Here is a 21,450-nt window from a genome sequence, read left to right as displayed (position 1 = left end):
GCTCCCTCCCGCGCGGGCCAGGCCCAGACCAACTCGTCGTGCGTCGGCCTGCGCTGGGTCGCCCATACCAGCGTTCCTGTCTCGGCCACGCCCCCCCGGGTAGAAGCGGGCAGCGACCGCGGGTCGACGACCGCCCGGTGTCCGCCTCGAACACCGCGCAACCGAGTCCCGCGGACGATGAGAATCCTCGTGGCCTCCTCAACGCGGCGTTAGTCACGACAACGTTGAAGGGCCAGGAGCGGCGTCCGGAGAAATCGCCGGTTAGGCGGCAGGCTCCAGATACCAAGCAACGACGAAGAAGCTTGGGAGAGCCCGCCGATGGTCCTGCCGCCACGCCTCGCGCGACGGCTCCGCTCCGCCCGCACCTGGATCGCGCTGGGCGTGCTGGCCCCTGTCGGCATGCTCGTCGTCTCCGGGCTGATGCTGCTCGACCTGCGGCAGGACGCTTGGGACAAGGCCGAGCAGACCTCGAAGAACCTGCTCCAGGTCATCGAGCGCGACATCGCCCGCAACGTCGAGATCATCGATCTCTCCCTGCAGGCGGTCGTCGACAATCTCCGGGTCCCCGGCCTCGACGCGTTGAGCCCTGAGATGCGCCAGCTCGTCCTGTTCGACCGTGCCGGGACCGCGCGCGACCTCGGCGTGATGCTCGTCCTCGACGAGCACGGCGACAGTGTCCTGGACGCCGGGGCGGTCCCAGCGCGCCGTCTGAACAACGCCGACCGCGACTACTTCCGGGCCCACAAGGCCGATCCGAACCTGGGCCTGCACATCAGCAAGCCGCTGTTCTCCCGACTAACGGGTTCGCGCATTGTGGTGCTGAGCCGCCGCATCGACAAGCCCGATGGCTCCTTCAGCGGGGTGGTCCTGGCGGGCCTCAAGCTCGACTACTTCAGTCGCCTTTTCGACCAGATCGGCCTCGGTCGGGACGGCGCGATCAATCTCTACCTGCGCGACGGCACGCGCCTTATGCGCCAGCCTTATGAGGAGGCGGACATCGGCGTGAACATCGCCGGTGCTTCGACCTTCCGGCGGTTTGTGGCCGAGCGCTCCGGGAGCTTCGTGGGCACCTCGGTGCGCGACGGGGTCGAGCGCCACTACACCTTCAACCGGGTCGGCGACCTGCCACTTGTCCTCAACGTTGCACTCGCCACTCGCGACATCGAGGCCGGCTGGCGCCTCAAGGCCCTCGTCATCAGCAGCGTGGTCCTGGTTCTATGCGGCCTGACCGTGTTCCTGTCTCTGCTGTACGGACAGGATCTTCGCCGCCGCGCTGTGCTGCAGGCGGAACTCGCCCGGCTGTCGCGGACCGATGCCCTGACCGATTTGCCGAACCGGCGCCGCTTCGACGAGGTGTCGGAGCGTGCCTGGAAGACAGCGTGGCATAAGGGCAAGCCGCTGTCGCTGCTCGTCGTCGATGCCGACCACTTCAAGCGCTACAACGACCGCTACGGCCACGCCGTCGGCGACGAGGTGCTGAAGGCGGTGGCCTGCTGTCTTTCCGCGAGCGTCAACCGGCCCGACGACCTCGTGGCCAGAGTGGGCGGCGAGGAGTTCGTCCTGCTGCTGCCGGACACGGACGAGGAAGGTGCCTCGCGCATCGCCGGTAAGGTCCACGAGGCGGTTGCGGCGCTCACCTTGCCCTCAGCCGGCATCGGAGCCGGCGCGGTCACGGTGAGCATCGGCCTCGCGACCGGCTCCGGCTCGCCCAGGGAGCCGGCGGAGGCGCTGTACCGGGCGGCGGACGCGGCCCTCTACGAGGCGAAGGCAGGCGGGCGCAACCAAACCCGGTGTGCCTCTGGCCCGACGGGTCACGCCGAGAGCATGCCACGCGAGCCTCGTCTGGTGAGGGCCCGATAGACCGATGCAGGCTTCGAGACCCCCGGAAGTGCGGTGCAAATCGGGGATGTACAGTGCTGGCTGATTGAACCGTCCGACTCCGAGTTGCGCTGACGAGCGGTCTTGGATTGGACAGCTGCGGCCTGCCTCAGGGACGGGGCAACCGCTGCAGCAGCTCGATGATGGCGCCGTCTGGACCCTTGATGAAGACCGTGCGCAGACGGGGATTTACGTCATTGATCCCGGACATGATTTCGAAGCCGTGTCGCTGGACGTGCGCATAGCGATGCGGTGAGTACGCGCCAGACTCCTTTCTCCAAACTGATACCCGCTCAGCCGTTGAGGCGGCCTGCACCGTGAGCGCACCATCCACCGCGACGTCGCAACCGGAAGGCTCGCCTGCATCGCCAGTCTCATGGCCGCCAACGCCCGCATCAATCCTGCCTGGATTAAACACTTCAAATACGCTCTCAGGCCAGGACGGCTGTATGTTATCGTTGAGTGTGACATCAGGTTGAGGAACAGAGTGAGAATCGCAATTTGCGAAAACTTCATTCCAGCGCACAACCCTGAACGCGTAAAATGGATGAATATCACGCAATGATCGAGATTGCTCTACTTATGTTATGGCGGCAAGACAATACTCTTGATGTTAATAGGTTGTTAGCCAACGAAATGTGATGCTGCCTCATCCGTAGGCAAAAGGGCAGCTCGCGGATGCAGCGCCTTTGCCCCTCAGAAGTCGTCCATGTCCTGACTCACTAATCTCCGGCTGCTCGGCAAACTGGCCATACCAGCCGCGGTGATGCTCATCGTCTCCGCCGGCATCATCGTGCTGGCTCGCGACAAACTGGCGACACTGTCCGAGAACACGCAGCGCATCGTCGACATCAATTCAGCACGTGCTGTCCTGTCCCTGCAGATGAACGTCGCCCTCGACGAGGCGTCCATCAGCGAGAAGAACACGATTATCGAGACCGAAGATGCGGCGATGGCCGCTCAGGCCGAGAACTACAAGATCTCCAAGCAGCAGGCACTCACCGCCATCGATCGCCTCATCGGGCTCGCTGACACAGACGTTCGCCGTACGACGAATCTCGGCATCAAGGAGGAATTGAACGCGTTCTTTGCTGCCGCGGAGCGGTCGATCTCGCTCGGCCTCAAGAACAACAACGCCGAGGCTTCCAAGGTGTCCAACACCGAGGTTCGTCCGGCGCGCCGGAAGGTCGTCGAGTCCGTTGTGAAGCGCGTCGAGGCCAATCTGCGCGACCTTGAAGCAGCAAAGGCGCAGGCGGCGGAGATCGCCGGGGCGGCCTCCGTCACTCTCACCAGCCTTGCCGTGGCGGGCCTGCTGACGGCGTTCGGCCTGCTCGGCGCCATCGCTGTGTGGGGCGCCGTCCGGCCGATGGGCCGTCTCGTCGACGTCCTCCAGCGTATGGCCAAGGGCGACATCGATGCCGAGATCGCAGAGGCCCGCCGCGGCGACGAGATCGGCGCCATCGGCAAGGCCGTGGAAGGCATCAAGGCCATGGTTGCGCAGAAGGCGGCCGAGCAGGCCGAGGTCAAGCGCATCGCCGATGAGGCTGCCGCCGTCGAGCGCAAGCGCACGATGCTGGAGCTGGCTGATGGCTTCGAGCGTGCTGTCGGCGGCATTGTCGGCATGGTCTCGTCGTCCGCCACCGAGCTGCAGGCGACGGCCAGCACGATGACCGCCACCGCGACCGAGACCGCGAGCCAGTCCACCACCGTCGCGGCGGCTGCTGAAGAGGCCGCCTCCAACGTCAGCACCGTCGCCGCCGCCGCTGAGGAGCTCGGCGCCTCCGTCCAGGAGATTGGACGCCAGGTCTGCGGTTCGGCCAACCTCGCGCAGACCGCCGCGGGCGAAGCGGACCAGACAGCCCATCTCGTCGGCGAACTGAGCCAAGCCGCAACCCGGATCGGCGATGTCGTGAGCCTGATCTCGAACATCGCCGGACAGACGAACCTGCTGGCGCTCAATGCCACGATCGAGGCGGCACGCGCCGGTGAGGCCGGTCGCGGCTTCGCGGTCGTGGCGAGCGAGGTCAAGGAACTCGCGGCCCAGACCGCGCGGGCCACCGACGAGATCTCGGGGCAGATCGCGCAGATCCAGGGTGCGACGGGTCAGGCTGTGACGGCGATCGGGACGATCACGAGCCGGATCCGCGAGATCAACGCGGTAACGGCGACGATCGCCGCCGCTGTCGAGGAGCAGGGTGCGGCCACACATGAGATCGTGCGCAATGTCTCGCAGGCCGCCACCGGCACGGGCGAGGTGACGAGCAACATCGCAGGCGTTGCACAGGCCTCCGAGGAGACAGGGGCCGCCGCCAGCCAGGTGCTGTCAGCGGCCTCCGAGCTTTCGCGCCAGTCCGAGCATCTCGGTGCAGAGGTCGCGCGCTTCCTCAACACGGTGCGGGCCGCCTGATGAGCGACGCCGAGATCCACGTCCTGCCGACCATGCGTCTCGCGACACCGCAGGTCAGCCGCATCGTCACCGAGCTGACCGAGGCGCATGCGGCAGGGGTGGATCTCGGCTCACGGGTCCCGCACATCCAAGCCAACAGCGACGCGCTCCTGACCCTGCACGACAACCTGGAGCGCGAGATTGCTGGCCTACCGTCGGCATTGGAGCAACTCGGTGGGCGGGGCCGACACGTTGGGGCGGTGCTGCAGCAGTTGCTGGAAGAGGTTCGGCAGCTCGCCGATCTGGCCCGCCGCTACCCGCACTAGGGCCAAGACTCGTGGTCAGCAGACGACGCTCCCGAGCTCTGACCGGCGCGCAGCAGATCCCTTATAACCACCTAACGGTCCCGCTCCTTGGAATCTGATTTCTCTTAGTCGGTTTCTGCACACATCTAAGCGGCTAAAAAACGGTCATTTTTCTCGCATGTCTGATCGCGCAACGAGAGGGCGGCTCGGGATGAGAAACGGCAGTTGAGCAGGCGGAGGCTTGACCGCTGCTGTGCGCCAGCAGCCGACATTCAACTCGTTAGGCCGGTATGGCCGCTCTCGACCCCAAGCAGCCCTACGAAGCCGTCTGAGAGCAAGGCCGCTATCAAGGTAAAAGTAGACGTTCGAGGATCTCCGCAGGGGACCCGGTCGAACCGTTCCCTATGGTTGGGCACAAAAAAGGGTTTAGTGTTTGGTGTTGCTCCAAAGCGACGGATTGCGCTGACGATGGCGTTACCATGCGCGTGACGGTTCCCCTCGGGGATCAAAAGGGAACGCGGTGAGGGGTAACCCGATGCCGCGGCTGCCCCCGCAACTGTAAGCGGCGAGCCTTCCGCCACCATGTCACTGGGCAGCCTCGCCCGGGAAGACGGTGAGAGGGCAGCGACCCGCGAGCCAGGAGACCTGCCGTCAGTCGTGGTCACACGCGAAACGCGTCGGGCGGGGTGTCCTGGCGGGTGTCGAAGCGCTGCCTTCCTGCGAGGAGGCGGTGAGCTGAGGCCTCGTTCGCGGTGACGTGCCACTGCCGTTGCCCGAGGCTCCATGTTCATTGCTTTCCGACGCACGCGCTCGTCAATCGAGCGCTCACGTTCGGCCACTGCTCTGCTAGTGTCCACGAGCACCCTTGTTCTGGCCTCGTATCCTCTTGCCGCTCAGGAGCGTGGGGAGGCTGCGGACAACGGACATGCAGTCACGCTGGAAGAGCTAACTGTCACCGGTGCAGGGTCGGGCACGCGCCTCCTTGCGTCGACCCCCTACACTGCGGCGGCCACAGGACTGAACCTCGCAACGCCAAACCGGAGCGGCAGCCGTCTCGACCTGTCGCCGCTGCAAACGCCAGCCAGCATCGAGGTCATCCCAGGTCAGAAGATCCGCGAACGGGGGCAGGAGACCGTCCAAGAGGCGGTCACCCAGAACGCGGCCGGCATCACGACGATCGGCGCGCCGGGCAACGGCTTCCAGTCGTACACCTCCCGCGGCTTCTCGGGCGTAAACTCGGTGATGCAGCTCTACGACGGGACTAGGCTGTATGTCGGCGCCGGCACGATCACCTACCCGTTCGACACCTGGAACGTTGATCGCATCGAGGTGCTGCGCGGGCCTGCTTCCGTCCTGTACGGGGATGGAGCGATCGGTGGCGTGATCAACGTGGTTCCCAAAAAGCCCGTCGCTGTGCCGATCAATGCCGCGCGCGCCGCGTTGGGCTCGGACGGTGTGAAACGTCTGGCCTTCGATAGCGGTGGTCCGATCGGCGAGAACGTCTTCTACCGCCTCAACGTCAGCGGCAACCAGGCCAACGGGTGGCTTAGGCAGAACGGGGATTTTGCCAACCTCGCGGTGTCTGGCTCGATCCTCTACCAGGCCACCCCGGATCTCGCCTTCAGCCTCTCACACGATTACGGCTATCAAGCGCCGCTGCGCTACTTCGGGACGCCGCTGACTGGTGGTCGGCTCGATCCGCGCCTGCGGTTCCAGAACTACAACGTCGACGACAGCAGGATCGTGTTCCAGGACAACTGGACACAGTTCAGGACGGAATGGACCCCAACCGCGGACATCACCATCCGCAACACCGCTTACCGGCTGGTCTCAGACCGGCATTGGCGCAACGTCGAGAGCTACGCCTTCGTGCCGGCGACGGGCCTCATTCGCCGCACCTCGCCAATCGAAATTTTTCACGACCAGGAGCAGATTGGGAACCGATTCGACGCCGCCTTCCGCGGCTCGTTCTTCGGCTTCCGCAACGAGTTCGTGGCGGGCTTCGACGTCAACCACATCACGTTCCGACACACCAACAACTCGCCTTATCGCGGCGAGAGCAGCGTCAATCCGTTTATCTTCAGCCCCGGCCTCTTCTCCAGCTTCGACGCCACGACGCCAGGCTATGCGACATCGTCCGACCAGTACTCGTTCTTCGCTGAGAACCGCCTCGTCCTCACCGATGAGCTCTCTCTGATCGCTGGCGTGCGTTACGATGCACCGACGGTCCGACAGCAGACCTTGCGAGCGCCCTTCTCCGGGTTCACGAAGGACTTCAGTGCCGTCAGCTACCGCTTCGGGGCGGTTTACAATCCGACCCCAGATAGCTCGCTGTATGTAAGCTACGCCACGGCCGTCGACCCGGTGAACTCGCTGATTACCCTCTCGCTCGCGCAGAAGGATTTCGAACTCTCGACCGGTGAACAGATCGAGGTCGGATACAAGCAGATGTTCTGGGGCGGGCGCGGAGAGTTCACACTCGCCGGCTACCGGATCACGAAGGACAACCTGCTGACGGTCGACCCGCTGCGGCCGACCGTATCGATCCAGGTCGGCAGCCAATCCTCGCACGGCGTCGAGGCGTTCGCCTCGCTCGGTCTCTGGGAGAACTGGCGCATCGAGGGGAACTTAGCGCTGCTGCACGCCCAGTACGACAACTTCCAGCAATCCGCAGGTGGCGTGGCCGTCAACTACGCCGGCAACCAGCCAATCTCGGTGCCTGAGCGGGTGGCCAACCTGTGGCTGTCCTGGGCCTTTGCGCCGCATTGGGAGGCCCGGGTGGGTGTGCAGTTCGTGGGGGAGACCTTCAGCGACTTTGCCAACACGGTGCGTCGACCCTCCTATGAGGTGGTAAACGGTAGCGTCGATTATCGCGTGACCGACAACTCCCGCTTCAGCGTGCGAGTCTACAACCTGCTTGATGAGATCTACCCCGTGACCGGCAGCGCCAACACGTGGCTGCTGGGGCGGCCGCGCTCGGTCGAGGTGGCCTACAACATCGCGTTTTGAGCCGTGGCCAGGCCCCTGAAGATCCTGAAGCGGTGGCTGTATCTCGGCCACCGCTGGCTTGGAATCGTGACCTGCCTACTCTTCGCGATCTGGTTCGTGTCCGGCGTCGTAATGATGTATGTCGGCTTCCCTGCGCTGAGCGATGCGGAGCGTCGTGCCGGGCTCCAGCCTCTGCGCTGGGATGGGGTTCAAATCAGTCCATCCGATGCTCTGACCGCGGCAAGTCAGTCTCGGTTTCCCCAAGATCTTCGCCTCCAGATGCTCGGCACGGAGCCCGTCTACCGAGTCACAGCCTGGAACGGGGCGCGAACCATCGTATCCGCACAGAACGGGCGCCTCATCGACAACGTCGGCGGGGAACAGGCACTCGCAGTTGCTGCCAAGGATCCGCGTGCCGTGCGGCCGTCCATCGTCGGCGAGGTCACGCGCGATCAGTGGTCGGTCACCGCGCGCTATGATCCCCTGAGACCGTTCCACCTGATCGCTTTGGGAGATCCGGCTGGGACACGTCTCTACGTCTCGGCTCGTACAGGTGAGGTCGCCCTCGACACCAGCCGCACCGAGCGCGTGTGGAACTGGCTCGGAGCCATTCCGCACTGGATCTACCTGACGCCACTGAGAGCGCAGGCCGAGTTGTGGCGCGAGGTCGTGCTCTGGGTGTCCGGCATCAGCATCGTCACGGCAATGACTGGTTTCTGGATCGGCGTTCTGCGGTTGCGGCTGAGGGACCGCTATAGCTCGGGCCGGGTCACGCCCTACCGGGGCTGGCCCGCCTGGCATCACCTCGCGGGCGTGATCGGTGGAGTGACACTGATCACCTTCGTCGTGAGCGGCTGGCTATCCATGAACCCCAACCGTTGGTTCAGTTCGAGGGCCGCCTCACAAGCCAAGCTGGAACGTTACGCGGGCACGACCGAGCCGAAATTTGCCCTTGCTGTTCAAGACCTGAAAGCGGCTACCTGCACCTCAGCGGTCGAGCTTCGCCTGTACCACGTCGGTGGACGGCCCCAGGTGATACCGCTCTGTCGTGACAGCGATCAGAACTCCTGCTGCAGAGATGCACCGGTGCCGCGCGAGCGGTTGCTCACGGCGGCCCGGCAACTCCTGCAGGACGCTCCGATTGCGCGCACAACGCTCTTGGAGGCTGAGGACGCCTACTGGTACTCGCACCACCAGACGCGGCAACTTCCGGTGCTGCGCGTGGAGTTCGCGGATCCCGAGAGCACATGGTTTCACATCGATCCGGCGACCGGCGAAGTTCTTGGTGGGCTTGACCACTCAGGCCGCATCCGCCGCTGGCTTTTCAACGGCCTTCACACGCTGGACTTCGTCGTGTTGCTCGCGCGGCGGCCTGTTTGGGATGTCGTGGTATGGCTTCTCTCAACAGCTGGCCTGATCATCTCGCTGTCAGGCTTTGTGCTCGGATGGCGTCGCTTGCGCTGAAGGTGCGAGCACCTCTGGCAGCCGTGATCGCTGGTCATCGACTGTCTGCTATCGACGGCAAAGCCGACCCTTGCTGCAGCAAGGTACAAGGCCTGCTTTCCACCCGTTGCGGCTGTCGGAGACGTCCGCATGCCGGCCCTCGGCCGGCCAGGAACCTCGCGGTCGGGGCCGGTGAATGTGCCATGGTGCGCTCCCGGGCGGGCAGCATGCGGATACCGGCGCCGTCGGTCCGGCTTCCTCTACGGCTTGATCACTGCCAGAACGGCTATCGCGATCACGGATGGGACAATGAGACCGGCAGCCCACACGGGCTTGAAGTCCATCCCCTCGACAAGCCTTCGGATCTGTCCCGATTGCAGGCCGTGGATGGCAGACAGAAGCACGACCGGAACCAGCTTCGTCTGAAGCCAGCCGTGCGTGAACCAGCCGCCCGAGACCGCAAGGCCGATGCCGAAGGCCCAGACGCCCAGCATCGCCGGCACCGTGACCGTGCGATCCCATTGCCTCAGGACCGGCGCGGTCCGGGCTCCTGCCGCACGCCCTGCGGCAAGGAGCAAACTGTTCGCGACGACACCGCCGACGAACAGCAACGCGCACGCGACATGCAGCGCCTTGAGCCATGGGTAGGCGTCCAGCGGGATCATCTTGCCAAACCCCGATCGGGCCGTCCCGAGACACGGCGAGCGAGGAAGCGGGCCGCGAGGTAGCCAGCCAGGGGAACGAGCGCGGAGACGGCAAGCCGGGCCGCCTCGCCGCGCGACAGGAGGCCGGTGCCGAGCAACCGGAGGAGCAGCCAGAGGTAGGCCACGAAGGCGAAGCCGTGGACCGGACCGAGGACACGGACCGCCAGGGGCCAGTCGCCGAGGTGCTTCAAGGGGACTGCCACGCCGACGAGGAGCAGCAGCGTCGTCGCCTCCACGATAGCGGCGACCCCTAGCCATCGCAGCGGCTCAAGGTCGGCATGTCCGCTCTCGACGGTCGGGACGGCCGATCCCATCGGTTCGAGCCCGTCTAGCCAACTATTTCGCCGACGATCCATGCTCACGATCTGTCCCTGCGTTCGATGCCGATCGTGGGTATGCCCGCAACCGGATCGTCGTCCTCGTCTTACATGACATCGAGCAGGCCGTGCGCGATTGCGATCGGCTCGTGCTGCTGGGGCGAGGGCGCATAATGGGCGACGGACCAGTTGCGGAGATTGCTCGCGGGAACGAGCTGGACCACCTGTTCGGTGTTCGCTTCGCTCGCATCTATCTCGATGGAGCCGTTGACGCCGTGCTGCTGCTCAAATCAGAGGCTTAGACCAGAGTTAGATTGAAGCCGCACGATCAAAGCGACGGCGCACGTTCGATATTTCGCCGAAAGCGCGGCGATGCGAGCAATCCAGCATATCGCTAAGGTGGCACTGGCGATGAATTTATCGCGTATAGTTTCTGGTTCGGGCGCGGCGATCCGCACCACCGACAGGCGTGCTGCCGCCCTACACGCTTGATCACTGCTACCTACGTGCGCCTACGTTCCCGACGCCGGATATCCCGGTGTCTTCCACAAACCTCCCGCTGCGCTGCCGGTACCGAAGGGAAGACGGCAGCGCCGCGGGAGACTTGCGAAGCACTCTAAGTCGATGACCAATCCTCGACCGGGCCTTCAAATCGGCACGGCTGCAGGAAGTACGCCCCGAGCCCGCTGGCGCCGACAAGGGAGGCCTGGGCGTGATAGGTGCCGCCGTCGTCGCCCGTGGCCTCACGTTGGGATTGGCGTCCGTACGCATCGAACCGATGTCGCCAGGCCTGATTGACGCTCCAGTGCACGCCAGGATGAGTGCCGAGACCAAGCCACGTCATTCTTGAACGATGTCAGCGTTGGTTGCCTCTCCGACACGCGATCGCTCTCAGCGTTGAGACAATCGTGAATCTTGCGCCGGCCGGACCCATCCTCGAGCATGTCGTGGACGATGACCAGGTTTCGGATGGGCTTGGCGTAGGCTGGATCCGCCGCCAACGCGCGCAGTGCGCCACCAGCGAGCGAGAGTGCAACGGGCTTCTGCCCCCGGTCGGGGCCCTTCACTTCGAGCCGCTTGTGATTTTCGAGGATGACGGGTGTGCCCTATCAGCGTGCCTTCGAAGGATCGTCGGCCGGGTTGATGTAGTTCAGTCCAAAGGGGCCCGTGCCATTGACTTGGATGACCGCCGGCTGATCCTTGGTCCACAGGGAATGGGGCATGTGGGCCGGCAGGTAGAGGAAGCCGCCTTCGCGGAACGGCTCACCGCGGCTTTCGACGATCTTCTCACCCATGTCGTGGATGAGAGCGCCGTTGAGCAGTGTTACGGTTTCGTCGGTCGCGTGGGTATGCGGAGCGATGGTCGTCGCGGGTGGTATCTTGAGCCTCAACGCGAACGGACCGGATTTCTCCGGATCGCCCATGATGACGCTGATCTCAATGCCTTTGGGCAGAGCGGCTGGGGCAGGCTTCCACTTCACAGCAGCAGCATCCGAAATGGTGATCATCTGCTTGTGGCTCGAAGGATCTGCGACCGCAGCGGTCGACGCCAGACCTGCAGCCAGCACAGCGGCGGAAGTAAAACTATTCTTCATTGTGATACCCTACATTATCGGCGAGCAAGCCGACATTCATTTGAGTACATTGGCTCAGACTGACTTTAACTGGGCGAAACGGTGATTTCTCGTTCACCCGATTGTTTTTTCCGAAGCCGTTTGGAGGCATCGTGTGACGGCGGCATGATGAGCTTTTCAGGCCCGGCTGGAATGGCGATCGGCACATGAACCCTTGGGCATTTTTCCTCGGCGAGCTCCGGCCGGGTTCGGCGGGCAAGGCCGCCGCCACGAAGACATCGGTTTCCGTGGCGATCGATACGCTTGGGGAAACGCGCCGCCAAAGCGGGCTCGACCTCAAATGGACCTTGGTCGGGCGCATCGTCCTGATGGCCATGCTCTGCCTCGTAGGCGGCGCGGCGCTGACCGTCCGTCATGTCGCCGCGGAAGCCGATCGCCGGAACGAGGATGTGGTGGAAGCCGTCGAACGACAGCTGATGGTTCAGATCATCCGGATCACTCGAGGCCTCGATCGCGCCGACCGCTTTCCCGACTGGGACTCTGTCCTGAAATTTTCACTTGGCGCCGGACAATGCATCCAGCTGCTCGGCCCGGTCACCGAGGTCCGCAACGCGAGCTGCGTCGGCAGCGACGAGCGCGTCTCCAGCCCGCCGGCTTGGTTCGTGGCCGCCTCCCACGCGCTATTCGTCCGTCGCTCGCAGACGGAACGACGTCTTGTTTATCGCAGCGAGAGCTGGGGGACGATCCGCACCACGCTGGATCCGACAACGATCGCACGCACAGCTTGGATGGAGCTGACGCGAACGCTTGGCCTGTTGGTGATGACGATCGGCGCGTTGTGCGTGCTCGTCTATGTTGTGGTCGATCACGCGCTTCGGCCGGCGGCCGAGGTCCTCGCAGGCGTCAATCGTCTATCTGACGGCGACCTCTCAAGCCGCCTGCCTTCCTTCCGACTGCGCGAGCTGCAGCGCATCGCAGACGTGTTCAACGATCTTGCGCAATCGCTTCAGGCGACGACCTCCGAGCGTGCCGAATTTGCCCGTAGGCTGGTGGACGCTCAAGAACGCGAGCGGCGCATGATCACGCTCGAACTCCATGACGACATCGCGCAGCGATTGACGGCGCTCAGTTGTTTGGCGACCTCCATCAGCAAAACGGTCCGCGCGACCGCGCCAGAGGCTGCCCAAGAAAGCCAGGAGTTAGTCGCTCTCGCGTCAGGCACGATGAGGGCGCTTCGCGAAACGCTTGCCCATCTGAGGCCACCAGAACTTGACGACCTCGGGCTCATCGCCAGCCTTCAAGCCTTGACCGCCTGTCATGCCAGGCAGGGGAGCGCGGCTTTCGTATTCCGGTGGCAAGGTTGCTTCGATGACGTTCCGGCGGAGGCAGCCGGCCATATCTACCGGATCGTGCAGGAGGCCTTGAACAATGCTGCGCGCCACGCGGCAGCCGCAAACGTCGAAGTCCTCCTTCGCGGAGGACCGGTATCGGCGTCGCGGACGGGAGAGCGGTCGCGTCTGATCGCGCTCAGCGTGACGGACGATGGTGTCGGCCTGCCGCCTGCAGCATCCCCCGGTCCGTCGAGCGGCGTCGGATTGGTCGGCATGCGCGAGCGGGTTGTCGCGCTCGGCGGCGCGTTCAGCCTCGCTCAGCGCCCCGAAGGGGGCGTCGAGCTGAGGGTAAGCTTTTCGGTCCCCCTCGAACCGCGGGAGCAGATCTGATGGATGCCGTGATCCGGGTTATGCTGGTCGACGACCACGCCATCGTGCGCGAAGGCTATCGGCGGCTTCTCCACAAGGAAGGCGACATCGCGGTGATCGCGGAGGCCGGCGATGGAATCGGGGCCTATCGGCTCTACAAGGAGGCCGCTCCCGACGTCGTCATCATGGACATCAGCATGCCCGGCCGCGGCGGGATCGACGTGATCCGGCAGATACGCCAGTGGGACCCGCACGCGCGCATCCTTGTCTTCAGCATGCACGCCAATGCGAGCTACGCGCTCCAGGCCTTCCGCGCCGGCGCCAAAGGTTACATGACGAAAAGCAGCGCGCCGGAGCTACTGGCGGGGCCGTCAGGAACGTCGCGAAGAACAAGACGGCGATGTGCCCGGAAATCGCGTCCGCGCTTGCGTTGACGCGGCTTGAGGAGGAGGCTTCTGCCCTCGAGCGCCTATCGCCGCGCGAATTCGAGGTGCTGAGGATGCTGCTCGACGCTCAATCGACCGAGGAGATCGCGAGCGCGCTCAACGTGACACCCAAGACCGTTGCGAATTACCATTACGCCGTGAAGACAAAGCTCGGTGTGTCTTCCGACATTGACCTCGTCTATTATTGCATGCGCTACGGCGTAGTCTCCTCGCTGGCGGAGTACGCCACGCTATCGGGCTGAATCGCTCGCGATGCGAGGGTGACCGGCGAGCGTCCTCTTTCGGACATTGAGCTAATGTCGGCTGTTGGCGCTTCCGGTCACGCGGCATCCGCCCGCCGAACTACTGCTTTCCCCCCATTCGGACCTCTGCCAGCCGCGGCGCAGAAGACCGCTTGGGTGTCCATCCATCTGCGTCAGCGGGTGGTTCATGCGGTCGAGACCGGCGCGTCGCGACACCAAGCAGCCGAACGCTTCGGTGTCAGTCTGGCGACACGGTCGTCATGGACAACCTGCCGGCCCACAAGGTCAGCGGCATCTGCGAGCACATCGAGGCGGTGGGAGCACGGCTCCTCTACCTCCCGGCCTGCTCGCCCGACTTCAACCCCATAGAGCTGGCCTTCGCGAAGCTGAAGAGCTTCCTGCGTAGCGCCGCGGCGCGGACCATCCTGGACCTCTGAGAGGCCATAAAGCAGAGCCTGAACCGCTCTGCGCCAGCGGAGTGTCGAGCCTATTTGGCTGCTGCCGGCTACGACGCAACCTGATCGGATGCAGCTCTAAGTTGCGTCCCGTGCTTTTGCCTCTGAGTGCATAACAAATATGTGAAGTTTTTTGGGATAGTTTAGAAATACTGTCTTGCCGCAACCTAGACAAATATACTTAGCAACCGTCGCAAACCATTTGCCGCTTTTCTCGTGTATTGTCCCACAAGACGGACAAGAGCAGTGCATAATATCTCGATACAGACTCGGCGACAATCTCATGGCATCCACCATAGTCATCCGAGAGGTAGAATTGCGCCTATATAAGCAACCGAGGATAGAAACAGAAACAGCGACCTGCTACCTCAACACATTCCTCATCATACGAACCCATGATTCGCAAGCAAATAATCATAGATAGAGATTTTTTGCCTCATGTGAGGCCATCGCCTTAGTGAGTAATGCCAGGCAATCGAGCGCAGCCGGCCCTGGATCGGGGGTTGGTGGCGAACTGGGGAGCTTGGGTCGGGCGGGCCAGTGCCGAGTTGAGCGGCTTGGTCCGGTTTCGGACCAAGCTAGAACCGCCGGCACTTTCAGCCGTTCCGCCCTGACGACCCCTGTCGTTCCTCCCAAGACTCACCTCGCCCGGCTCAGCCGCGGCGGGGTTTTTCGTTTGGCGATTATATCGTTCGCACATACATCTTGACCGACCACGACCGTTGGGCGAGTTTCGCCCCTCGTGGAGTTCAGTTCATGTCGAGTGATGCCGCCCCGACGCGTTTGCGGTTGGTCGGGTTATCAGCGTCGAGTTGATCGACGGCGGCCGGACGCTGGGTGTTCGCCTGGAGAAGGCGGACGGAACTGAGGCGGTCGTGCTGCTTCCCCAGTCGGTTGCCGGCGACCTGCATCGACAAATGGCGGCAGTGCTCAGCTCAGCCGATTAGGCGCTGATCTTTGCGAAGCTGTAGCTCGCGACGCGCCTGTTCCTTCACGTCCTCACGGACCGCACCGCTTTGGATCTTGCGCTCCAAGCTCTCCTTCGTGCTGCCCTCAAACGGGCGCTCAGTCCGCCAGCGGCGGCGTATCATGCCGATGATCGAGTTCGTTAACATTTCGCAGCCCCTTTCTACGGCGCTGCTAACGCGACCGCGCGACGTGGACTAGCGTGAGAGTGCCACACTCTACCCTTGGCCGGAGTTGGGCTGCTTCGGATTTGCGATCTGCTTCAGCGCGGCATCGAAGTCGGCCTCGTTCTCGCTTGCTCCCGCCTCCTGAGCGGCCTCAATGAAGCGGCGCTTCTGCTCCTCGGGCGTCAGCTTCTCAGCGCCGAGCTTGGCAGTCTTGGTTTTGGTGGGGGTGTCTGTCGGCATCAGTGCAGCCCTCGGATCGCCTTCAATGTAGGCGCTCGACGCGCGAACAGCAAAAAGCCGCCGGAGCCAACCGAGCTGACTGAAGCCTACCGGGCGCAGCGCCAAACTTCCCAAGCCGAGCGGCAAGCTTAGCTATTGCGGTTGGCCGAGCCGCAGGTACCATGCGCAGCATGGCGGGCACGAAATTTGATTATGCACCATTGCTGGCGCCAGGACGTCATTATCGGCAGCTAACCGAAATCGAGGATCTGTGCGTTAGGCCGTTTCTCAAATCTGCGATGCGCCCCAACCTTTTTGCTCGCCTCTGCACATTCGTCCAAGCCATTAAGTCTGCCGACATTTGCTGCGAAATTCTTGTCAACGGAAGCTTCCTTACCGTAAAAAATGATCCAAGCGATGTAGATGTCGCGCTATTGATGGACCCGGATGTTGCAGAAAGTTTGAATGCAGATCAGGAAGCTCTAGTAGATGCTATAAACGACAACATTTTTATTGACAAGGTCGATGCTTTCGCCGAAACTCTATTCCCGATCGGCCATGCTTCATTCCGGCTCGATGGAAACGAAAGGCTATGGAGTGAGCAGTACGGCAGTGAGCACAATGGTGTTTACCTCAAAGGGATCGCGGTTTTGAGAGTGGGCGAGACAGATGTCGGGCTACGCATCCGTCGCTGAAGAAACGAGACGCGCAATCGCGTCTGTGGCGAGGCTAGAGGCGGCTTCCATGAGGGAGCCGGACAGCAAGGCTTTGCGCATGAACCTTGCTGCCAAGCAAAAGCTTGTCAGGCAGCTACGCTCGCGGCTTTTAGAACTCGCCCAGGAAACTCAGATCGAGGTCTGCAACTATCGTCTCGTCCAAGTCGAAAGCCGCCGATACGGCCTTGCCTACGTATCGGAGTCGATGCTGACCTACCAGAACCTTTTTACGCAGGTTCACGACGCCAAGAAAAACGGGCCGAAAGCTAAGGCAACGTTCGGCAACGAGGCGCTCGAAGAAAGCATGCTAGAGGTCGGATACACCTATGCCGGCTCGCTTGGCGTGGTCCTATTGGCACCTGCCCAGCGCGACATGTTCCAGCATGGCGCCCTAGACGCCTCGATAGATGCCTTTTTCGACGTGGTGGAGATCGATAGTCGTCCTGCTGTTCGGCAGATCGCACAAGCTCTGGGAAACGCGGTTGTTAAACGCGTCCACGATTGGTCAGCCGCCAACGTCAAGGGCGGCTTCGATGCAGATGTGCGGTGGAACCGATCTGATGGCCGTCAGCTTGGCCAAATCGTTGATCGCGCTCGTATGGAGCGCATCGTTGGAATTATCGAAGCAGCGTCGGACGAGGCTAGTGAAACCATTCCAGTAATTGGAACTCTCGTTGGATTGGACGTAAAAACTGGCTCGTTTCACCTCGTCGTGCCCAACGGAGATGACTTCAAGGGTCTTCTAGGGCCAGACTTTGACCGCGCTCGCGAATGGCCAGTTAACCGAGCTTATGCAGCTAAGGTCTTAGAGACGCGTACTACAATCTATTCGACCGAGCAGACGCGTCGCCAGCACACTCTGCTCGGTCTATCTGATCTTACGTAAGCGGAAGCGGCCGATCTATGCTTCGTATCGGCCCTTTCCTCAACGATGCTTATAGCCCCTCACCAGTCGTTCGATACGTAAGGCGCTTACCAACGACGCCCCGAAGTGCCCGATCAGCGCGCTCACCGTCACCACAGCCGAGCTTCACCCGATTGTTGTACCGGAAGTCGAACTCCGCGAGGTAGCGGTGCAGGTGCTGCTTGCCGCAGTGCTGATAGACGCCCTTCATGCCGCGCTTGAACACGGAGAAGTAGCCCTCGACGGTGTTCGTGTGGACGATGCCGCGCACGTACTCGCCTTTGCCGTGGGACGTGATCTGGTGCTCGATGAAGTCCTTGCCGAGCTTCACATAGTGGCCCGCCTCATCGGTGAAGAGGCTGGCTTCCTTGGCGATGTTCGCGGCAAGGATCGGCTTCACCGTGTCGGGCTTGAGGTCATCGACAACGACGGAGCGAACCTGCTTCGTGTCCCGGTCAACGAGGCTCAGCACCTTCATCTTGTGGTGATAGGCGCGCTTCTTCGGCTTGCCGGGCTCACGGCCAATGAACGTCTCGTCAGCCTCGACAATGCCAGCGCCACCGGCCGGGCCGTCCAGACCGCCCATCGGGGCAAGGGCGCCATCGCGCATCGCCTCACGCAGGCGGTGGAACATGAACCACGCGGTCTTGTAGGTGACGCCAAGGGTCCGGTGCAGTTGATGCGCGGAGAAGCCCTTCTTGCTGGACGCGAGAAGGTGCGCAGCCTGGAGCCACAGGTGCAGCTTCACATGGCTGGACTCGAACACCGTGCCGACTGTGACGGTGAACTGCTTCTTGCAGTCGCCGCAGCGGCGCAGGCCCATGCGACCGCCCTTGACGTTGGTGATCCGGCCCATGCCACCGCAGTGGGGGCAGACCGGACCTTCCGGCCACAGGAGGCTTTCCAGCTTGGCGAAAGCGGCGGCTTCGTCGTGGAAGAAGGCGGCGGAAAGGGCGGACATCGGTTTAGCTCCTAGAGCTAAAACCTACCTCCGGTTGCCGTATGTGTCAACGATATAATCGCCTTTCGTTTCAGGCGTTACTCGCTCGGTCCGTCCGCCGCCAACTCCGCCGAATCATCGCGAATGATCTGAAGCACACTCTCAAGTTCGGCGAGCGACTCCTTCGTTCGAGCAATCGATGCGTCTGTTGTATTGACGACGCCACCGCCGACGCGGCCCTCGCTCGTATGGAGCAATCCCCTCTCCATGAGGTCGAGGTTTTTGGACAAGAGCTTGTGCTGATCGGTGCACCAGTTTTCCAGGTGTTCAATGGCTTCCGGCATTGTGTCCTCCTGCACTTATTAGCCCCGCGCGCCGCCGCGAGCATCCGCTTCCGCACGTCGGCCGTGCGGTCGCCTCGGTGTTCGCACAGTTAAGCCATTCTCGGCTCCGCTGGCTTAGGTGCTCTGAACCTGCTCCATGCGAGCCGCGCTGCGAACGAGGGCCAGAACCTCGCGGCGTAGCCGGTCATCCTCGATCGTGACGAAGGCGTTCAGCAGATCGACGGCGCCCGGGGCACGCAGCAAATCGAAGACCTCTGTTTTCTCCTGCGCGGCGGCGGCATCCCCTTCCTCAAAGAAGACGGAGACCGGCGCTCCAAGTACCCGAGCGATGTCGCTCAAGCGGCCGGCGCCGACACGGTTCGCGCCATTCTCATATTTCTGGATCTGCTGGAACGACACGCCGATGGCGATGCCGAGCGCAGTTTGTGAGAGGCCCGTGGATTTACGCAGCGTCTGGATGCGCAGGCCGACGATAACGTCCTCCTTGGTTGCCTGCTTTGGCGATGCATTATAGTCGGTCATGGGTTCATGCTCTGCATTGCGAGCGGCGGGGCAACTCTATTGCGACTCGATCGCTGCCAACAGTCCCCTAAGCAATGCATTTAGCTTAGGCAATCATAAGTTAAAATCAGATGGAGGCCGCGAGCATCCACTTACAGACTTCGGCCATACGGTCGTCATCACCGACGCCAACTGCTGCGGCCTGCGATCAATGAAGGCACGGGGTGCCTGCTCGGACGGGTTCGCTTGAGGCCTCTTCAGCAAGCCACCGCTCAAGCGCACTGGCGTTGTGGTCGAACTCATCAGCCATGTCGCGAAGCTTCGATATGACCGGATCGTCCTGATGGGCCAGCGCGTCTGCTATCTCCCGGCAGAGATCAGCCTGCGTTCGAAAATATGCCGCCAGGATCTTCATGCTGCTTAGGAGCCAAAGCTGGCGTAAAACGGGAGTCAAAAGGCTGTGTTTCCTCGTCCTGCCGAGGCCCTGCGCGAACCGGAGCAGGCCGCGCATCTCGGCGGCGCAGCGTTCGGAGACCGGATCAGCCATCGCGAGGCATACAGGCGGTGCCAGCAATCGTGGACACAGGCACCTGTCCGTTAGGGCAGCCCTTATTCGGGGAGAGCACCCGCATCAGGAGGAGCACGGCGAGAATGAGTGCGGCGGCCACGATCAGCTTCGCTCCGATGCCCAACCGCTCCTCCCCCGCTTCCGTCCCTAAGATCGGATCAAGATGCCGTGGCCCCGCAGGTGTCGGGTGCTCCTACTCGATCGAGGCAATCCGAAAAGCGAGTTAGTGCGAGTCGGCGCACAGGCTATCATCTTCTGCATGGGGGCGGTGCCCGAGCGGCAAAGGGGGCGGACCGTAACTCCGCTGGCAATGCCTACGTAGGTTCGAGTCCTACCCCCCCCCCACCATTCTTTGCGCTCGTCTGGTAAGAACGCGGGTGAAGCAGGCGACGGTTGGGTTCCCTCTAGTCGGCGGCGGCGCAGACTGACCTGACCGGTATTTTGGGCCGGGCCGGATGGGAGGCTACTGCACGATAGTTGCCATGGGTAGCCGGAAGGCCAGATCCGGGAAGCTGACAGGCGCGGGCGGCCGGTAGCCCAGCGACGAATGCGGCCGGACACGGTTGTATGTGTTCTGCCATCGGCCAATCACGACCTGTGCTTCTCTCAGCGAGTAGAAGATCTCCTGGCGTAGGCACTCGTCACGAAGCTTTGCTCGGAGACATCCGCCTCCTTGCACGCGACGGCGATACTCTTGCCTTGCGCCGTCTGTACCTCGATTTGGCGCAGCATCAGCACGACCTGCTCCGCGCTCGGCCTCTGTCCTCGCTTCATTCCCAACTCCTCTGATCCAGGCTGATCCTCTCAATCAGCCCGGCCCAAAGCCAGCCGGTCAGGTCACATCGTGCATTCGAGACAGCGTCCGGCGCGTCATAGAGGCGTTGGAACAGGAGCAGAGTATGATCGACCGCTCGATCGCTGCAGAGGTAGACTGGTCGCTTGAATGGCGCAGGAAGGAGACCCTCCTGACCTCCGTTCCCGGTGTTGGACCGACGATCGCACGAGCCCTGATCGCGGAGCTGCCCGAGCTTGGAAGCCTCAACGGAAAGCAAGTCGCCGCGCTGGTCGGCTTGGCCCCTTGAACGCGACAATCTGGTCAGTGGCGAGGGAGGAGCTTCATCGCAGGCGGCCGCGCACCTGTTCGCACGGCGCTGTTCATGGGGGCCATGGTGGCCCGCCGTCACAACGCCGCGCTGAAAACCTTCCGTGATCGGTTCATCGCAGCCGGTAAGCCCAAGCTCGTCGCCCTGATTGCCACCGCTCGGAAGCTGATCACCATCCTCAACGCCTTCCTGAGAGACGGAACGCCATGGCAACCCGCTTGACCAGCAAGACAGTCGCTCACTCGGCTCGGTCCAAAATACCGGTCAGGTCAACCTGACAGCGCGATTATCATCCCACGACGCTGCTGAAGCTCTACATCTACGGCTACCTCAACCAAACCATCTCAAGCCGCGGCTTGGATCGTGAGGCCGGCCCCAACGTGGAACTGATGTGGCTGATCGACCGCCTCGCACCCGACCTCAAGACCATCTGTGACTCCGGTTCGCTGCTATCAGGCGCTGCCGCGAAAGCAGCAAGCATGCAAGGCGGATTAATGTCCTGAACTGCGCCTTTCGGAGTAGAGCACCGACGCGCAATAGTCGACGCAGTCACCCAAGTTCGTAGGAATTATGGCCTTCAGTAC

General features: G+C 62.7%; 19 protein-coding genes, 1 tRNA gene, 5 pseudogenes and 1 riboswitch. Of the genes and pseudogenes, 13 read left to right on the top strand and 12 right to left on the bottom strand.

Translation table 11 applies throughout. The features are described 5' to 3' along the window. Positions 1–318: 318 nt before the first annotated feature. The gene (locus MSPGM_RS22470; protein WP_261925988.1) at positions 319–1,860 is read left to right on the top strand and encodes a sensor domain-containing diguanylate cyclase; all 1,542 of its coding nucleotides are present in this window, start codon (positions 319–321) and stop codon (positions 1,858–1,860) included. 127 nt (positions 1,861–1,987) lie between these two features. Here MSPGM_RS22470 and MSPGM_RS22465 read toward each other — a convergent pair whose 3' ends face one another. After that, positions 1,988–2,440, bottom strand: a complete 453-nt coding sequence (locus MSPGM_RS22465) for a hypothetical protein (RefSeq protein ID WP_261925987.1) — start codon at positions 2,438–2,440, stop codon at positions 1,988–1,990. A 204-nt stretch (positions 2,441–2,644) separates the two neighbouring features. On the opposite strand from MSPGM_RS22465, the gene MSPGM_RS22460 reads away from it, so the two are divergent. From MSPGM_RS22460 to MSPGM_RS22445, 4 genes are all read left to right on the top strand, one after another. Further along, positions 2,645–4,285: a methyl-accepting chemotaxis protein gene (locus MSPGM_RS22460; protein ID WP_261925986.1), complete on the top strand. Its 1,641-nt coding sequence runs from the start codon at positions 2,645–2,647 to the stop codon at positions 4,283–4,285. Next, on the top strand, positions 4,285–4,590 hold the full coding sequence (locus MSPGM_RS22455) for a hypothetical protein (RefSeq protein WP_261925985.1): 306 nt from the start codon (positions 4,285–4,287) through the stop codon (positions 4,588–4,590). Before MSPGM_RS22460 ends, MSPGM_RS22455 begins: the two co-directional genes overlap by 1 nt. Before the next feature lie 451 nt (positions 4,591–5,041). Then, positions 5,042–5,237, top strand: a riboswitch (cobalamin riboswitch). A 115-nt stretch (positions 5,238–5,352) separates the two neighbouring features. After that, the gene (locus MSPGM_RS22450) at positions 5,353–7,578 is read left to right on the top strand and encodes a TonB-dependent receptor (protein WP_261925984.1); all 2,226 of its coding nucleotides are present in this window, start codon (positions 5,353–5,355) and stop codon (positions 7,576–7,578) included. A 3-nt stretch (positions 7,579–7,581) separates the two neighbouring features. Then, positions 7,582–9,021 carry a PepSY domain-containing protein gene (locus tag MSPGM_RS22445; protein ID WP_261925983.1) on the top strand — a complete coding sequence of 480 codons (1,440 nt, stop codon included), beginning with the start codon at positions 7,582–7,584 and terminating at the stop codon, positions 9,019–9,021. Between the two features lie 239 nt (positions 9,022–9,260). Here MSPGM_RS22445 and MSPGM_RS22440 read toward each other — a convergent pair whose 3' ends face one another. The 3 genes from MSPGM_RS22440 to MSPGM_RS22430 form a co-directional block, all read right to left on the bottom strand. Further along, positions 9,261–9,665 (bottom strand): CopD family protein, encoded by a 405-nt coding sequence (locus MSPGM_RS22440; protein ID WP_261925982.1) that lies wholly within the window; start codon positions 9,663–9,665, stop codon positions 9,261–9,263. Then, entirely contained in the window at positions 9,662–10,018 is a 357-nt protein-coding gene (locus MSPGM_RS22435; RefSeq protein WP_261925981.1) for a DUF3817 domain-containing protein, read from the bottom strand. The genes MSPGM_RS22440 and MSPGM_RS22435 overlap by 4 nt, the downstream gene beginning before the upstream one ends. A gap of 1,112 nt (positions 10,019–11,130) precedes the next feature. Beyond that, positions 11,131–11,616: a cupin domain-containing protein gene (locus MSPGM_RS22430; RefSeq protein ID WP_261925980.1), complete on the bottom strand. Its 486-nt coding sequence runs from the start codon at positions 11,614–11,616 to the stop codon at positions 11,131–11,133. 185 nt (positions 11,617–11,801) lie between these two features. Here MSPGM_RS22430 and MSPGM_RS22425 point away from each other — a divergent pair, with 185 nt between their 5' ends. The 3 genes and pseudogenes from MSPGM_RS22425 to MSPGM_RS22415 all read left to right on the top strand — a co-directional run. Further along, positions 11,802–13,316: a histidine kinase gene (locus MSPGM_RS22425; RefSeq protein ID WP_261925979.1), complete on the top strand. Its 1,515-nt coding sequence runs from the start codon at positions 11,802–11,804 to the stop codon at positions 13,314–13,316. A gap of 20 nt (positions 13,317–13,336) precedes the next feature. Next, positions 13,337–13,983 (top strand): annotated as a pseudogene (locus tag MSPGM_RS22420) (response regulator). 245 nt (positions 13,984–14,228) lie between these two features. After that, a pseudogene (locus tag MSPGM_RS22415) lies at positions 14,229–14,504 on the top strand (transposase); the annotation flags it as partial. A 683-nt stretch (positions 14,505–15,187) separates the two neighbouring features. On the opposite strand, the gene MSPGM_RS22410 reads toward MSPGM_RS22415, so the two are convergent. Both MSPGM_RS22410 and MSPGM_RS22405 read right to left on the bottom strand, forming a co-directional pair. Continuing rightward, on the bottom strand, positions 15,188–15,355 hold the full coding sequence (locus MSPGM_RS22410; RefSeq protein WP_261925978.1) for a hypothetical protein: 168 nt from the start codon (positions 15,353–15,355) through the stop codon (positions 15,188–15,190). A 267-nt stretch (positions 15,356–15,622) separates the two neighbouring features. Beyond that, positions 15,623–15,937: a hypothetical protein gene (locus tag MSPGM_RS22405; protein ID WP_261925977.1), complete on the bottom strand. Its 315-nt coding sequence runs from the start codon at positions 15,935–15,937 to the stop codon at positions 15,623–15,625. 35 nt (positions 15,938–15,972) lie between these two features. Between MSPGM_RS22405 and MSPGM_RS22400 the strand changes: the two genes are divergently transcribed. Both MSPGM_RS22400 and MSPGM_RS22395 read left to right on the top strand, forming a co-directional pair. Continuing rightward, positions 15,973–16,485, top strand: a complete 513-nt coding sequence (locus MSPGM_RS22400) for a DUF6932 family protein (RefSeq protein WP_261925976.1) — start codon at positions 15,973–15,975, stop codon at positions 16,483–16,485. A gap of 49 nt (positions 16,486–16,534) precedes the next feature. Beyond that, positions 16,535–17,392, top strand: a complete 858-nt coding sequence (locus MSPGM_RS22395; protein ID WP_261925975.1) for a hypothetical protein — start codon at positions 16,535–16,537, stop codon at positions 17,390–17,392. Between the two features lie 49 nt (positions 17,393–17,441). Here the strand turns inward: MSPGM_RS22395 and MSPGM_RS22390 are convergent, their stop codons facing one another. The 4 genes from MSPGM_RS22390 to MSPGM_RS22375 all read right to left on the bottom strand — a co-directional run bounded on the left by MSPGM_RS22390 (position 17,442) and on the right by MSPGM_RS22375 (position 19,742). Next, positions 17,442–18,371 carry an IS1595-like element ISMdi18 family transposase gene (locus MSPGM_RS22390; RefSeq protein WP_261925974.1) on the bottom strand — a complete coding sequence of 310 codons (930 nt, stop codon included), beginning with the start codon at positions 18,369–18,371 and terminating at the stop codon, positions 17,442–17,444. Positions 18,372–18,448: 77 nt separating this feature from the next. Further along, positions 18,449–18,694, bottom strand: a complete 246-nt coding sequence (locus tag MSPGM_RS22385; protein ID WP_155773747.1) for a hypothetical protein — start codon at positions 18,692–18,694, stop codon at positions 18,449–18,451. Between the two features lie 114 nt (positions 18,695–18,808). Further along, positions 18,809–19,216, bottom strand: a complete 408-nt coding sequence (locus tag MSPGM_RS22380) for a helix-turn-helix domain-containing protein (RefSeq protein ID WP_261925973.1) — start codon at positions 19,214–19,216, stop codon at positions 18,809–18,811. Positions 19,217–19,403: 187 nt separating this feature from the next. Beyond that, positions 19,404–19,742: a hypothetical protein gene (locus tag MSPGM_RS22375; protein ID WP_261925972.1), complete on the bottom strand. Its 339-nt coding sequence runs from the start codon at positions 19,740–19,742 to the stop codon at positions 19,404–19,406. 282 nt (positions 19,743–20,024) lie between these two features. Between MSPGM_RS22375 and MSPGM_RS22370 the strand changes: the two genes are divergently transcribed. Then, a tRNA-Tyr gene (locus MSPGM_RS22370) sits at positions 20,025–20,111 on the top strand. Positions 20,112–20,226: 115 nt separating this feature from the next. Here the strand turns inward: MSPGM_RS22370 and MSPGM_RS22365 are convergent. Further along, positions 20,227–20,418 (bottom strand): annotated as a pseudogene (locus MSPGM_RS22365) (integrase core domain-containing protein); the annotation flags it as partial. Next, positions 20,370–20,501, bottom strand: coding sequence for a hypothetical protein (locus MSPGM_RS22360; RefSeq protein WP_261926428.1), 132 nt, complete (start codon positions 20,499–20,501; stop codon positions 20,370–20,372). The gene MSPGM_RS22360 and the pseudogene MSPGM_RS22365, both read right to left, overlap by 49 nt. Here MSPGM_RS22360 and MSPGM_RS22355 point away from each other — a divergent pair. Together MSPGM_RS22355 and MSPGM_RS22350 are read left to right on the top strand one after the other, a co-directional pair. Further along, a pseudogene (locus MSPGM_RS22355) lies at positions 20,465–21,088 on the top strand (transposase); the annotation flags it as partial. The gene MSPGM_RS22360 and the pseudogene MSPGM_RS22355 sit on opposite strands and share 37 nt — an antisense overlap. A 65-nt stretch (positions 21,089–21,153) precedes the next feature. Next, a pseudogene (locus MSPGM_RS22350) lies at positions 21,154–21,303 on the top strand (transposase); the annotation flags it as partial. Positions 21,304–21,450 lie beyond the last annotated feature (147 nt).

Origin of the sequence: Methylorubrum sp. GM97 (assembly GCF_024347855.1) — a bacterium.
In the GTDB taxonomy this organism is placed as follows: Bacteria; Pseudomonadota; Alphaproteobacteria; order Rhizobiales; family Beijerinckiaceae; genus Methylobacterium; species Methylobacterium extorquens.
The sequence above is the reverse complement of the archived record's forward strand: the minus strand, read 5'-3'. Positions and strand labels throughout refer to the sequence as shown.

Excerpts from the sequence above, each read along its gene's own strand:
- MSPGM_RS22380 (WP_261925973.1), bottom strand. The coding sequence starts at position 19,216 with ATGACCGACTATAATGCATCGCCAAAGCAGGCAACCAAGGAGGACGTT.
- MSPGM_RS22440 (WP_261925982.1), bottom strand. The coding sequence starts at position 9,665 with ATGATCCCGCTGGACGCCTACCCATGGCTCAAGGCGCTGCATGTCGCG.
- MSPGM_RS22455 (WP_261925985.1), top strand. The coding sequence starts at position 4,285 with ATGAGCGACGCCGAGATCCACGTCCTGCCGACCATGCGTCTCGCGACA.
- MSPGM_RS22430 (WP_261925980.1), bottom strand. The coding sequence starts at position 11,616 with ATGAAGAATAGTTTTACTTCCGCCGCTGTGCTGGCTGCAGGTCTGGCG.
- MSPGM_RS22470 (WP_261925988.1), top strand. The coding sequence starts at position 319 with ATGGTCCTGCCGCCACGCCTCGCGCGACGGCTCCGCTCCGCCCGCACC.
- MSPGM_RS22435 (WP_261925981.1), bottom strand. The coding sequence starts at position 10,018 with ATGGGATCGGCCGTCCCGACCGTCGAGAGCGGACATGCCGACCTTGAG.
- MSPGM_RS22425 (WP_261925979.1), top strand. The coding sequence starts at position 11,802 with ATGAACCCTTGGGCATTTTTCCTCGGCGAGCTCCGGCCGGGTTCGGCG.
- MSPGM_RS22395 (WP_261925975.1), top strand. The coding sequence starts at position 16,535 with ATGAGGGAGCCGGACAGCAAGGCTTTGCGCATGAACCTTGCTGCCAAG.
- MSPGM_RS22400 (WP_261925976.1), top strand. The coding sequence starts at position 15,973 with ATGCGCAGCATGGCGGGCACGAAATTTGATTATGCACCATTGCTGGCG.
- MSPGM_RS22390 (WP_261925974.1), bottom strand. The coding sequence starts at position 18,371 with ATGTCCGCCCTTTCCGCCGCCTTCTTCCACGACGAAGCCGCCGCTTTC.
- MSPGM_RS22385 (WP_155773747.1), bottom strand. The coding sequence starts at position 18,694 with ATGCCGGAAGCCATTGAACACCTGGAAAACTGGTGCACCGATCAGCAC.
- MSPGM_RS22375 (WP_261925972.1), bottom strand. The coding sequence starts at position 19,742 with ATGGCTGATCCGGTCTCCGAACGCTGCGCCGCCGAGATGCGCGGCCTG.
- MSPGM_RS22450 (WP_261925984.1), top strand. The coding sequence starts at position 5,353 with ATGTTCATTGCTTTCCGACGCACGCGCTCGTCAATCGAGCGCTCACGT.
- MSPGM_RS22460 (WP_261925986.1), top strand. The coding sequence starts at position 2,645 with ATGCTCATCGTCTCCGCCGGCATCATCGTGCTGGCTCGCGACAAACTG.